Below are 12,607 nucleotides of genomic sequence, written 5' to 3' on the forward strand. Positions count from 1 at the left end.
GCGCATCCCGCCTGCCGCTCAAGGTTCTGATTTATGCTCATCGATTCCCACTGCCACCTCGACCGTCTCGACCTGGCCGCCCATGGCGGTTCCCTGGACGACGCGCTGGCTGCTGCCCGCGCCCGTGGCGTCGGCCACTTCCTGTGCATCGGCGTAAGCGCCGACAACGCTGTCGCCGTGCGTGAGCTGGCGGGTCGCTACGCCGATGTCGACTGCTCCGTCGGCATCCACCCGCTGGACCTCGAGCCCGGCAGTGCGCCGGCGCTGGACTGGCTGCTCGCCGAGTTGGACCATCCTGGCGTGGTGGCCATCGGCGAGACCGGCCTGGATTATCACTACGAGCCCGAAGCAGCCGAGCTGCAGCAGGAGGCGTTTCGCCTGCACCTGCGGGCCGCGCAGATCACCGGCAAGCCGGTCATCGTGCATACCCGTGAAGCCCGCGCCGATACCCTGAAGTTGCTGCGCGAAGCCGCGCTGCCCCAGGGCGGCGTGTTGCACTGCTTCACCGAAGATTGGGAGATGGCCAGGGCAGCGCTGGATATCGGCTTCTACATTTCGCTGTCCGGCATCGTTACGTTCCGCAATGCCGAGGCACTGCGCGAAGTCGCCCGTCAGGTACCAGCCGACCGGCTGCTGGTAGAAACCGATTCACCCTATCTCGCGCCCGTGCCGCACCGTGGCAAGCCGAACCTGCCAGAGTACGTGCGCGATGTCGCCGAGTATTTGGCGACGTTGCGCGGCGTCAGCTACGAAACCCTGGCGCAGCAGACTGGCGACAACTTCCGACGTCTGTTTCCCCTGGCCCGAGTCCCCGCTGACGCCTGACGTGCCGCTGGGTGGTCGCCAGGAATGGCGAGGCATAAAAAAACCCGGCTTCGGGACGGAATCCGGGTCAAGACCATTAGGAGTCAAACGAAGTGCGCGGTCCTCGGCACTTCGGCCGCTGCGACACTTGGGGGAATATGCCGCACCGGTACGATTGAGTATTGGTCATCCGCAGCCATCGTCCACGCCGGCTTTAAACGGATTTGGAATACTCCCGCCGCCTCTGAGTGCCTATTCGCTGAGTATGGCCCGCACGCGCTGCAGGCTATGCTCGATCACCCGTGCCTCGGTGTAGAAATGCGGTGACAGGCGGATACCACCGCCGCGCTGGGCGCAGATGATCTGTTCCGCCTTGAAGCGTTCGTGCAGTTGGCGATTGTCCCAGCCGTCCGCCGTGAAGGTGACGATGCCGGCACGCCGGTCGCGTTCCTGAGCGCTAAGCAGGCGCACACCTGGCATCCCCTCGAGGCCATCGAGCAACCATTGCACCCGCTCGTGCAATGCGCGTTCGACCTGGGGCATGCCCACTTCCTCGAGCAGCGACAGGCTGGCCTCCAGGGCCATGGCGCCGAGCATGTTAGGGCTGCCGCATTCGAAGCGGCGGGCGCTGCGCGCGGGTGCCCAGTCATCGCGGTCGTAGTCGCCGGCGTTTTCCAGCATGTGCCAGCCGTATTCGTGCAGCGCCAAGCGTTCGCGCAGATCCTGGCGGCAATAGAACACGCCCAGGCCTTCCGGGCCGAGCATCCACTTGTGGCCGTCAGCCATGGCGAAGGCGCAGCGGCTGCGCTGCACGTCCATGGCCAGGGCGCCGAGTTGTTGAATGGCATCGACGCACAGCAGCACGCCGCGTTGCTCGCAGCCCAGGCCTAGGCGTTCGAGGTCCAGGCGCAGGCCGCTGGCGTATTGCACGGCGCTGATCGCCATCAGGCGGGTGCGCGGTGTGCAGGCGGCGAGCAGGGCGCCTTCGGCATCGCCACCCTGCAGATCGACCTGCACCACTTCCACACCACGCGGGCGCAGCGCCTCCCAGACGATACGGTTGGAGGGGAATTCCTCTGTGCTGATGATCACCTGGTCGCCTTCGCGCCAATCCAAGCCGAAGGCCACAAAGGAAAGAGCTTCAGAGGTGTTCTTCACCAGCGCGATATCGGCGCGTGAGGCCGCATTTAGCAGGCGCGCCAGGCGTTCGCGCAGGGTGCGCTCGGTGACCAGCCATTGCGCGTAGTCGCGGGCGCCAGTGGCGATATTCTCCCGGGCGAAGCGCTCCACAGCCCGTGCGCTGCGTGCCGGCCAGGGGGCGACGGCGGAGTGGTTCAGGTAGTAGAGATCGGCCGGCTGGGGAAACTCGTCAATGATGGCATTCATGTCGCATGATCCGTGCAATTTGGCGTTAGTTGGGCATAATAGCGGACTCGAATTCCGACCTTGTCATTTCCCTATGCAGAAAGAACCCCGCAAGATCCGTGAGTTTCGCCGCCGCGAGCAGGAGATCCTCGACATCGCTCTGAAACTCTTCCTCGAGCAAGGTGAGGACAGCGTGACCGTGGAGATGATTGCCGATGCCGTGGGTATCGGCAAAGGCACTATCTACAAGCACTTCAAGTCGAAGGCGGAAATCTACCTGCGCCTGATGCTCGACTACGAGCGGGATCTGAACGAGCTGCTGCACTCGTCCGATATCGACCGTGACAAGGAAGCGTTGTCGCGGGCCTATTTCGAGTTCCGCATGCGCGACCCGCAGCGCTACCGTTTGTTTGATCGTCTGGAAGAGAAGGTGGTCAAGGGCAATCAGGTGCCGGAACTGGTCGAGCAGTTGCACGCCATCCGCGCCTCGAACTTCGAGCGGCTGACCCAGTTGATCAAGGGGCGTATCGCCGAAGGCAAGCTCGAAGACGTGCCGCCGTACTTCCACTACTGCGCGGCCTGGGCGCTGGTGCACGGCGCCGTGGCGCTCTATCACTCGCCGTTCTGGAGCAACGTGCTCGAGGATCAGGAAGGCTTCTTCCAGTTCCTGATGGACATCGGCGTGCGCATGGGCAACAAGCGCAAGCGCGACAGCGAAACGCCTCCCGCCTGAGTCATGCGCGACCTGTCGCGGTCGCGCGCGTCTCCTGGCGCGAAACCTGCTTGGAGCAGTCATTCGCCGGTTTTCCGTCGCCGGTGTCGGGAGATTACATATGCGTAACCTGTTCGCCCTGGCTTTCGTGCTGAGCCTGACCGGCTGCATGAACGTCAGCGACATGGCCGATGGCGCCACCTACCACCTGCGCGATGCCGGCGTGCTGGACTACAGCAAGATCCGCCGCTCGGCTTCCTGGCGCCTGCAGCCCGATTCGTTCATCTACATCGCCCAGGGGCCATTCACCCCCAGCGGCAAGCACGCCTATCCGCGGCCCAACGTGGTGGCCGAGGAGGCGTTCCGCGGTTTCGTGGAGTACTTCCCCATGGTTCGCCGCGCCCGCGCGCCGGTCGGCCTGGATGAGGCGCTGGGCGAGGCTCGTGCCGCCGGCGCCCACTATCTGCTCTACACCCGGTTCGCCTATGCAGACGATCGCATCGGTACGATGGAGGAGTGGGAGGATCAGGAGGAATTCGATCGCCTGGGCACCGACCGCAGCGTGCTGCAACTGATGCTGATTGAAACCAACACTCGTTTTCTAGTGGACACCGCGCGCATTCGCAGCCGCGGCGGATTCCTGACTTTCTACGACGCCAAACCCGAAGACCTGATCCGGGCGCCGCTCGAGGATTATGCGCGTACACTCCTGGGTTTCAGTCAGTAACCCGGAGTGTTCATGAGTGAGGGCGACAAGGCCGGCAACGTGCTGGCGCAAATCCCGCCGGCAGGCAACAAGGGCATGCCGCCGGTGCACCTGTGGAACCCTGATTTCTGTGGCGATATCGACATGCGCATCGCCCGGGACGGCTCATGGTTCTATATGGGCACGCCGATCGGGCGGCCGGCGATGGTGCGGCTGTTCTCGACCATCATTCGCCGCGATGGCGATGATTACTTCCTGGTCACGCCGGTGGAGAAAGTCGGCATCACCGTCGATGACGCGCCCTTCGTGGCGGTGTCGCTGGAGGCGAGCGGGCAGGGCGAAACCCAGGTGCTGAAGTTCGTCACCAACGTAGGCGACGAGGTCGAGGCAGGTGCCGAGCATTCGCTGCGGGTAGAACTCGACCCGCAAACCCAGGAGCCTTCGCCCTACGTGCACGTGCGCGCCAACCTGGAAGCACTGATTCACCGCAACGTGTTCTATCAGCTGGTGGAGCTGGCCCAGGCTCGCGAAATCGATGGCCAACCCTGGCTGGGCGTGTGGGGCGGCGGAGTGTTCTTTCCCATCGGCCCGCTGGAGTAGCGGCCAAGAAAAAGGCTCCCGAGGGAGCCTTTTGGGCACTTACATGTTGGGGTAGTTGGGGCCGCCCGTACCTTCCGGCGCCACCCAGGTAATGTTCTGGGCCGGATCCTTTATGTCGCAGGTCTTGCAGTGCACGCAGTTCTGCGCGTTGATCTGGAAGCGCTTGCTGCCATCGTCGTTGGCCACCACTTCGTATACGCCGGCCGGGCAATAGCGCTGCGCCGGCTCATCGTACAGCGGCAGGTTCTTGTCGATCGGGATGCTCGGGTCGGTGAGCTTCAGGTGACAAGGCTGCTCTTCTTCGTGGTTGGTGTTGGACAGGAACACCGAGCTGAGCTTGTCGAAGCTGAGCTTGCCATCCGGTTTTGGGTACTCGATCTTCTTGCAGTCGGCTGCAGGCTTCAGGCAGGCGTAGTCCGGCTTGTTGTCGTGCAGCGTGAAGGGCAGCTTGCCGCCGAACAGGTTCTGGTCGACCCAGTTGATGCCGCCGCCGATCACTGCGCCGTACTTGTGGATCGCCGCGCCGAAGTTGCGGCTGCGGAACAATTCGTCGTAAAGCCAGCTGGCCTTGAAGCCGTCTACATAGCTGCGCAGCTCGTCGCCGCCTTCACTACCGCTGGCCAGAGCTTCGGCGATGGCTTCGGCGGCGAGCATGCCGGACTTCATGGCAGTGTGGCTGCCCTTGATCTTGGCAAAGTTCAGGGTGCCTAGGTCGCAGCCGATCAGCGCGCCGCCCGGGAAGACCATCTTCGGCAGCGAGTTGAGGCCGCCCTTGGCGATGGCGCGAGCGCCGTAGGCGACACGCTTGCCGCCTTCCAGGTACTGCTTGAGCACCGGGTGGTGCTTGAGGCGCTGGAATTCGTCGAACGGCGACAGGTGCGGGTTGGCGTAGGACAGGTCGACGATCAGGCCGACCACCACCTGGTTGTTCTCCAGGTGATAGAGGAAGGAGCCGCCAGTGTTATCGGTGCCCATGATGTCCATCGGCCAGCCAGCGGTGTGAACCACCAGGCCCTGCTGGTGCTTGCTCGGGTCGATGTCCCAGATTTCCTTGATGCCAATGCCGTAATGCTGGGCGTCGGCTTCGCTGTCCAAGTTGTACTTCTTGATCAGCTGCTTGCCGATATGGCCGCGGCAACCCTCGGCGAACAGCGTGTACTTGCCGCGCAGTTCCATGCCGGGGGTGTAGTAGCCTTCTTTCGGGTTGCCTTCGCGGTCGACGCCCAGGTCACCGGTGACGATGCCATGCACCACGCCGTTTTCGTCGATCAGCGCTTCCTGAGCGGCGAAGCCTGGGTAGATTTCCACACCGAGGTTCTCGGCCTGCTGGGCCAGCCAGCGGCACAGGTTGCCCAGCGAGATGATATAGTTGCCTTCGTTGTGCATGGTCTTGGGCACGAAGAAACCCGGCACCTTGGTGGCGCTTTCGGCATCCTTGAGCACATAGATGTCATCACCCTTGACCGGGGTGTTGAGCGGGGCGCCCAGCTCTTTCCAATCGGGGAACAGCTCGTTCAGGGCACGCGGTTCGAATACCGCGCCGGAGAGGATGTGGGCACCGACTTCGGAGCCTTTCTCGACCACGCAGACGCTGATTTCCTGGCCAGCCTCGGCGGCCTTCTGCTTCAGGCGACAAGCGGCGGACAGACCGGCAGGGCCGGCGCCGACGATGACGACGTCGAACTCCATAAATTCGCGTTCCACGGGCTATCTCCTCATCAAGGCTCTCTAATTTTCATGGCGGGCCGGCATCCTTCCCGAGGCACGCTCGCGCAGTATATAGCGAGCCCCGATCAGGGCCAATACAAACGTTTGTTTGAATTTTCTGTAGGCCTGCTAGAATCCGGCTACAACACGAATGGCTCGCAGCCAGTCGTATTGACCGAGCTAGGTCGTACGGTCAAGATACGGGCGGTTTTGCGCTCGCCGTCTGGGCTGAAGGTCGCTCGCGTCCTGCTTGTCTGCATCACCCGCATGCTCGCTTCTGGCGACATTCCTATTCACCGGAGAGTAACGAGGAATCCATGAAGGTTCTTGTAGCTGTCAAACGAGTGGTCGATTACAACGTCAAGGTTCGCGTCAAACCGGACAATAGTGGCGTCGATCTTGCCAACGTCAAGATGTCGATGAACCCTTTCTGTGAAATCGCCGTTGAAGAAGCCGTGCGCCTGAAAGAGAAGGGTGTGGCCAGCGAGATCGTGGTGGTTTCCATTGGCCCGACCCAGGCTCAGGAGCAACTGCGTACCGCTCTGGCGCTGGGTGCTGATCGCGCCATCCTTGTCGAGTCCGCCGACGAGCTGAACTCCCTGGCTGTCGCCAAGCTGCTCAAGGCCGTAGTCGATAAGGAGCAGCCGCAGCTGGTCATTCTCGGCAAGCAGGCTATCGACAGCGACAACAACCAGACCGGCCAGATGCTCGCCGCGCTGACCGGCTACGCTCAGGGCACTTTCGCCTCCAAGGTCGAGATCAATGGCGACAAGGCCAACGTGACCCGTGAGATCGATGGCGGTCTGCAGACCGTTGCTCTGAATCTGCCGGCCATCGTCACCACCGACCTGCGCCTGAACGAGCCGCGCTACGCCTCGCTGCCGAACATCATGAAGGCCAAGAAGAAGCCGCTGGAAACCCTGACGCCTGACGCGCTGGGCGTTTCCACCGCGTCCACCGTTAAGACCGTCAAGGTCGAAGCGCCTGCGGCACGTGGCGCAGGCATCAAGGTCAAGTCGGTCGCCGAACTGGTCGAGAAACTGAAAACCGAAGCGAAGGTGATCTGATGACTATCCTGGTAATCGCTGAAAACACCAATTCCGTGCTGGCACCTGCCACGCTGAACACCGTTGCCGCGGCCCAGAAGATCGGTGGCGACATCCATGTGCTGGTTGCCGGCCAGGGCGTTGGCGCCGTTGCCGAGGCCGCTGCCAAGATCGCTGGCGTGGCCAAGGTGCTGGTTGCCGACAACGCTGCGTTCGCTCATCAGCTGCCGGAAAACGTTGCGCCGCTGGTTGCCGAGCTGGGCAAGAGCTACAGCCACGTACTGGCTGCTGCCACCAGCAATGGCAAGAACATCCTGCCGCGCGTCGCTGCGCAGCTGGACGTCGACCAGATCTCCGAGATCGTTTCCGTGGAAAGCCCGGACACCTTCAAGCGCCCGATCTATGCCGGTAACGCCATCGCGACCGTACAGTCGTCGGCTGCCTTGAAAGTCATCACCGTGCGTGCTACTGGCTTCGACGCCGTGGCGGCCGAAGGCGGCTCCGCTGCCATCGAGAACGTTTCGGCAGGTGGCGACGCCGGCAAGTCGGCATTCGTTGGTGAAGAGCTGGCCAAGTCCGACCGTCCGGAGCTGACCGCCGCCAAGATCGTCGTTTCCGGCGGTCGTGGCATGCAGAACGGCGACAACTTCAAGCACCTGTACACCCTGGCCGACAAGCTCGGTGCGGCAGTGGGTGCTTCCCGTGCAGCCGTCGACGCCGGCTTCGTGCCCAACGACATGCAGGTCGGTCAGACCGGCAAGATCGTCGCGCCGCAGCTGTACATCGCGGTCGGCATCAGCGGCGCCATCCAGCACCTGGCGGGCATGAAGGACTCCAAGGTGATCGTCGCGATCAACAAGGATGAAGAGGCACCGATCTTCCAAGTCGCCGACTACGGCCTGGTGGCTGACCTGTTCGAAGCCGTACCGGAGCTGGAAAAGCTGGTCTGACCGCGCTTTCCCGCAACGAAAAACCCGCTCATCGAGCGGGTTTTTTATTGGCTGGCAGCGCGCTATTGCCTTGGCGCCGTCCTGCGGGCCTCGGCTGCCTGCAGGCTCGCCTGATCGATGAACTTGAGGTAGTCGGCGGCGCTTTCCTGCGGGCGCTCGAGAATTGGCGCATGACCGCAGCCCTTGATGATCACCACGCTGGCGTCTTTGAGCAGCGGCTGCATGGCCTCGATGCTGGACACGTCGAGGATGCGGTCCTGATCGCCCCACAGCAGCAGCGTCGGAGCCTGGATTCTCGGCAGCTCCGGCTCCAGCGGCACATAACGATCGCGCAGGTGCTCGAAGACTTCGCGCTGGTGCGCGCTGTCCGCCACGGCGCGTTGCGCCAGGTACTGATGCAGGCGCTCGGGCAACTGTGGCGGGGCGACGAACAGCCAGTCGAGCAGCTCGTCGAATTGCGGTTCACTGTCCACCAGCAACGGATTGTCGCCCTGTTCCTCGAGGCGCTGGAAGAACGGGCTGCGCCGCGGCGCGGTGACCCCGGCGTTGGCGATCAGCGCCAGGCTGGTCACCTGTTCGGGATAGCGGGCTGCGTAGAGCGCTGCGATATGCCCGCCCATGGAATGGCCGGCGAGGTGCAGGCGGCGGATACCCAGGGCGTCGACGAATGCGGCGAGGCGTTCGGTCTGGGTGCCGACGTCATAGCTGCCGTTGGGGCGGTCGCTGTCGCCGAAACCGGGCAGGTCCACAGCGATGACGTGGTAGCGCTCGGTCAGGTCCCGGGCGAACCACAGCCAGGTGCTCTTGTCGGCACCGAAGCCGTGAACGAGCAGTACGGTTTCGGCGCCCTGGGGGCCGCCTTCGTAATAGCTGACCTTGAGGTCGTTCACGCTGATGCTGCGCGCGTGCAGCCCGGCGCGCCACTGCTCGACGCCCTGATAGACCGCCAGCTGCGCCGCTGGTGAAAGGTACAGAGCGGTGCCAGCGGCAGTCAGGAGAACCAATACGGCAAGGATCAATTTCTTCATGCGGCGTCTTATCGCTGATTATCGAGATCGTATGAGCTAGCATGTCACGAATCTATGGCCGGTGGTCGCCGGTCGTATCGCAATCGAGAGTATGCCAATGGGTGAGCGAGGCTTTAGCAGGGTTGGGCTTTGGGCGTGCGCCGCCATGTTGCTGGCCGGTGGTGCGCAGGCCGCCGGCAAGTGTGAGCGACTGGTCGCCACGGGCAACCCAGAGTATCCACCTTACTTGTGGCGTGATCCGCAGAACCCGGACAAGCTGATCGGTGCGACGGTCGATCTGCTCAAGGCGGTCGCCACCGATCTTGGCGTCGGCATTGACGTGATCTATGCCGGGCCCTGGTCGCGAGCCCAGGAAGAAGTACGCGCCGGGCGTGTCGACATGCTCGCTGGCGCCTTTGTGACCGTACCGCGTCTGGAAACCATGGACTTTGTGCACCCGGCTTTTCTCTCCACGCCAAGCGTGGTGTGGGTGCGCAAGGGCCATGAGTTTCCCTATGCCAGCTGGGCCGATCTGCAAGGCCGCACCGGCGATACGCTGGTCAATAACAGCTTTGGCCAGGCCTTCGATGCCTATGCCCGTGACAACCTGACTCTGGAAGGCGTTTCCAGCCTCACCCAGGCGTTCCAGAAGCTGATGCTCGAACGTACCGATTACGTGATCTACGAGCGCTACCCCGGCCAGGCACTGGCCTCGACCCTGGGGCTGCAGGACGATCTGCAGGTGCTTGACCCGCCGGTCTCCAGCGAAGGCCTGCATCTGGCGCTGTCGCACAACTCGGCCTGCAACGACGCCTGGCTGCGCGGACAGCTGGCCAAAAAAATGACAGAATTCACTTCCGCCGGCATGCCGCAAACCCTTCTGCAGCGCAACTTGCAGCGCTGGAAGGAGCAACAGCCCGCACCGGCCGCCAGTGTTCCGAATCAGTAGGACGTACCCGTGATCTATCGATATACCAGTGCCGCTTTGGCGTTGCTGTTGCTCCAGGGTTGTGCCAGCGATCCCGCGCCGACCGAGCAGATGCGTTTGACCGAACAGGAAGTCGAGCAGGCACGTACTGTGGCTGCCGGTGACGCCGTCGCCGAGCTGAGCCTGGCCGAAGAAAAGCTCGCCAAGGCCCAGGGCGCCATGGCTGCGGGCGCCTATCGCACGGCCCGTGTGCAGGCCGAACAGGCCGAGCTGGATGCGCGACTGGCCGAGGCCCGTGTGCTGACGCTGCGCAGCCAGGCCGAACTGACTGAACTCAATCGCCGTATCGGGCGCTTACGCGACCAGCTGGGAGCCATGCCATGAGCCTGCTGCGTGGTGGCGTGCTGGCGCTGATGGGCCTGACCCTGGCCGGTTGTGCCGGGCTCGGAGACAAACAACAGGCTGAGCTTGAGGCTGCCCGCACCAGCTTTCAGTCCGTGAAGGAAGATCCACAAGTGCTGCGCAGCGCGCCTAAGGATGTGATTCGCGCTGGCGAATCCCTGGGCCGTGCCGAGCGCCTGGCTGACTACTGGGGTAGCGCCGATGACGTGGCCCATTATGCCTACCTGAGCCAACGCTACAGCGAAATCGCTCGCGAGCACGCCAAGCTCGCTCTGGATCAGGAGCGCGCGGCGCGTTTGGAACTGGATCGTCAGCGCCTGCAGTTGGCCTTGCGTGAGGCCAAGCTGCTCAGCGTGCAGGAGCAGAATGCCTGGTTGGAAGAGCAGATCATTAACCTGGCCACGGCGCAAACCGACCGTGGCCTGGTGATGACCCTCGGTGACGTGCTGTTCGATGCCGGCGAGGCGCGCCTCAAGACCAGCGCCAATCGCACCGTGCTCAAGCTGGTGCAGTTTCTCCAGCTCAACCCGCGGCGCACCTTGCGTATCGAGGGTTACAGCGACAGCAGTGGCAAGCGTGAGGAAAACCTGGAACTCTCCAGGGCGCGGGCGCAGACCGTTGCCGATGCATTGATCGACTTGGGGGTCGATGCCAAGCGTATCGAAGTTCAGGGTTTCGGTGAGAGTTTCCCGGTCGCCGAAAACGCCTCGGCCAAGGGCCGTGCGCAGAACCGCCGCGTAGAAATCCTGTTCTCCGACGAGCAGGGGCGTCTGGGCGCCACACGCTGAGTCAGTTGTCGAAAAACCCCGCCACTGAATAACAGAGCGGGGTTTTTTATTGCCTCTGAGATGAGTGTATCGTCGAGATATTTCAGGGCTGTACCGGTACAGAAACAATTTCATGGAGTACTGTTATGGTTCAGTAGCGGGATCACACGGTCATGACCAATCTGTTGCTTTACCAGCGAATTGCCCAGCAACTGGCGGATGACATCCGCCGCGGCGTCTATCAGCCCGGCGAGCGCGTACCTTCGGTGCGCAAGATGAGCGCCCAGCTCAGCGTCAGCCACGCCACGGTATTGCAGGCCTACGCCAATCTTGAAGACCTCGGGCTGATTCGCGCTCGTCCGCAATCCGGTTTCTACGTGCACCAGACGCCGGCGCTGACAGCCGAAACCCCGGAGATCGCCCGGGTCGAGCGGCCCGGTCTGGTTACGCGCAGCAGCATCATCAACCAGGTGCTCGGCGAGGCCCGTCGCGAGGGTGTGTTCCCGCTCGGCGCGGCAGTGCCTCACGTGGAGTATTTGCCGGTACGCGCACTGCACCAGCAACTGGCCAAGGTCACCCGTTTCCAGAGCCCGCGCGCCTTCAGCTACATGTTCAGCCCGGGTTTCGAGCCGCTGCGCCGCCAGGTGGCGATTCGCATGCGCGATGCCGGCGTGTTGGTTGATCCTTCCGAGGTAGTGATCACCCACGGTTGCGTCGATGCCCTGCAGATGAGCCTGCGGGTGCTGACGCGTCCCGGCGACCTGATCGCCACCGAGTCGCCGACCTACTATGGCTTGCTGCAGCTGGCCGATCTGCTGGGCCTCAAGGTCATCGAGATTCCCAGCGACCCGACCACCGGAATCAGCGTCGAGGCCCTGCAACTGGCGGCCAGCCAGTGGCCGATCAAGGCGCTGGTGCTGACCGCGCGGCTGAGCAATCCCCTGGGCGGCACCATTCCCGACGCCCGGCAGAAACAGTTGCTGCGCCTGGCCAGCGACTTCGACATCCAGATCGTCGAGGACGACATCTATGGCGAGCTGATGTTCGAGCAGGGCCGCACCAAGGCGCTCAAGGCCAGCGATCTGGAAGGCCGCGTGGTGTACTGCTCGAGTTTCTCGAAAACCCTGTCGCCCGGCGTGCGCATCGGCTGGATCATCGCCGGCAAGTACCACGACGAAGTGCAGCGTCTGCAGATGTTCACCACCCATTCTGCGTGCAGCGTCACCCAGATGGCGGTGGCTGCCTACCTGGAGAACGGCGGCTACGACCGCCATTTGCGACATATCCGTCAGGAGTACCGCAAGAACCTCAGCGCCTTCCAGCTGGCCATCCAGCAGTACTTCCCCGAAGGCACGCAGATCACTCGGCCCAACGGCGGATTTATTCTGTGGGTAAGCCTACCGGCGCGGGTCAACACCAAGGATCTTCACATCAATGCGCTGCAGCAGGGCATCAGCATCGCGCCGGGGCTAATCTTCAGCAATACCGAGCAGTTCAACCACTGTGTACGCATCAACTGCGGCATCCCGTGGAACCGCGAGGCCGAGCGCGCCGTTATGACCCTGGGCATGCTGGCCACCCAGCTGTGCCACGAGGCGAGCTGAGGCAGCTCG

The 12,607-nt window shown here is 63.0% G+C and carries 13 protein-coding genes; 10 read left to right on the forward strand and 3 right to left on the reverse strand.

Annotated features, from left to right (window positions below; genetic code table 11):
• Positions 1–33 precede the first annotated feature (33 nt).
• Positions 34–825 carry a TatD family hydrolase gene (locus PVA39_RS11145; RefSeq protein ID WP_274124111.1) on the forward strand — a complete coding sequence of 264 codons (792 nt, stop codon included), beginning with the start codon at positions 34–36 and terminating at the stop codon, positions 823–825.
• 231 nt (positions 826–1,056) lie between these two features.
• Here the strand turns inward: PVA39_RS11145 and PVA39_RS11150 are convergent, their stop codons facing one another.
• Positions 1,057–2,190 carry an aminotransferase class V-fold PLP-dependent enzyme gene (locus tag PVA39_RS11150; protein ID WP_274124112.1) on the reverse strand — a complete coding sequence of 378 codons (1,134 nt, stop codon included), beginning with the start codon at positions 2,188–2,190 and terminating at the stop codon, positions 1,057–1,059.
• 73 nt (positions 2,191–2,263) lie between these two features.
• On the opposite strand from PVA39_RS11150, the gene PVA39_RS11155 reads away from it, so the two are divergent.
• From PVA39_RS11155 to PVA39_RS11165, 3 genes are all read left to right on the forward strand, one after another.
• The gene (locus PVA39_RS11155) at positions 2,264–2,902 is read left to right on the forward strand and encodes a TetR/AcrR family transcriptional regulator (RefSeq protein WP_075959504.1); all 639 of its coding nucleotides are present in this window, start codon (positions 2,264–2,266) and stop codon (positions 2,900–2,902) included.
• 100 nt (positions 2,903–3,002) lie between these two features.
• The gene (locus tag PVA39_RS11160) at positions 3,003–3,608 is read left to right on the forward strand and encodes a DUF4823 domain-containing protein (RefSeq protein WP_093501416.1); all 606 of its coding nucleotides are present in this window, start codon (positions 3,003–3,005) and stop codon (positions 3,606–3,608) included.
• Positions 3,609–3,620: 12 nt separating this feature from the next.
• Positions 3,621–4,187 carry a DUF1285 domain-containing protein gene (locus PVA39_RS11165; protein WP_274124113.1) on the forward strand — a complete coding sequence of 189 codons (567 nt, stop codon included), beginning with the start codon at positions 3,621–3,623 and terminating at the stop codon, positions 4,185–4,187.
• 39 nt (positions 4,188–4,226) lie between these two features.
• Here the strand turns inward: PVA39_RS11165 and PVA39_RS11170 are convergent, their stop codons facing one another.
• Complete coding sequence (locus PVA39_RS11170; protein ID WP_274124114.1) at positions 4,227–5,891, reverse strand: electron transfer flavoprotein-ubiquinone oxidoreductase; 1,665 nt, start codon at positions 5,889–5,891, stop codon at positions 4,227–4,229.
• A gap of 320 nt (positions 5,892–6,211) precedes the next feature.
• Between PVA39_RS11170 and PVA39_RS11175 the strand changes: the two genes are divergently transcribed.
• Both PVA39_RS11175 and PVA39_RS11180 read left to right on the forward strand, forming a co-directional pair.
• Complete coding sequence (locus PVA39_RS11175) at positions 6,212–6,961, forward strand: electron transfer flavoprotein subunit beta/FixA family protein (RefSeq protein WP_093501412.1); 750 nt, start codon at positions 6,212–6,214, stop codon at positions 6,959–6,961.
• Entirely contained in the window at positions 6,961–7,890 is a 930-nt protein-coding gene (locus PVA39_RS11180; RefSeq protein WP_147176531.1) for an electron transfer flavoprotein subunit alpha/FixB family protein, read from the forward strand. Before PVA39_RS11175 ends, PVA39_RS11180 begins: the two co-directional genes overlap by 1 nt.
• A 62-nt stretch (positions 7,891–7,952) precedes the next feature.
• On the opposite strand, the gene PVA39_RS11185 is transcribed toward PVA39_RS11180, so the two are convergent.
• Positions 7,953–8,918: an alpha/beta fold hydrolase gene (locus PVA39_RS11185; RefSeq protein WP_147176532.1), complete on the reverse strand. Its 966-nt coding sequence runs from the start codon at positions 8,916–8,918 to the stop codon at positions 7,953–7,955.
• A 97-nt stretch (positions 8,919–9,015) separates the two neighbouring features.
• Between PVA39_RS11185 and PVA39_RS11190 the strand changes: the two genes are divergently transcribed.
• The 4 genes from PVA39_RS11190 to PVA39_RS11205 all read left to right on the forward strand — a co-directional run bounded on the left by PVA39_RS11190 (position 9,016) and on the right by PVA39_RS11205 (position 12,598).
• A complete protein-coding gene (locus PVA39_RS11190) occupies positions 9,016–9,846 on the forward strand; it encodes a substrate-binding periplasmic protein (protein WP_093501406.1) in 831 nt (276 codons plus the stop codon).
• A 9-nt stretch (positions 9,847–9,855) separates the two neighbouring features.
• Positions 9,856–10,209 carry a DUF4398 domain-containing protein gene (locus PVA39_RS11195; protein WP_093501404.1) on the forward strand — a complete coding sequence of 118 codons (354 nt, stop codon included), beginning with the start codon at positions 9,856–9,858 and terminating at the stop codon, positions 10,207–10,209.
• Complete coding sequence (locus PVA39_RS11200) at positions 10,206–11,015, forward strand: OmpA family protein (RefSeq protein WP_274124115.1); 810 nt, start codon at positions 10,206–10,208, stop codon at positions 11,013–11,015. The genes PVA39_RS11195 and PVA39_RS11200 overlap by 4 nt, the downstream gene beginning before the upstream one ends.
• A gap of 152 nt (positions 11,016–11,167) precedes the next feature.
• Positions 11,168–12,598, forward strand: a complete 1,431-nt coding sequence (locus tag PVA39_RS11205) for an aminotransferase-like domain-containing protein (RefSeq protein WP_274124116.1) — start codon at positions 11,168–11,170, stop codon at positions 12,596–12,598.
• The last annotated feature ends 9 nt before the right edge of the window (positions 12,599–12,607 follow it).

The organism is Pseudomonas sp. CNPSo 3701, from assembly GCF_028674975.1.
Classification (GTDB): Bacteria; Pseudomonadota; Gammaproteobacteria; order Pseudomonadales; family Pseudomonadaceae; genus Aquipseudomonas; species Aquipseudomonas straminea.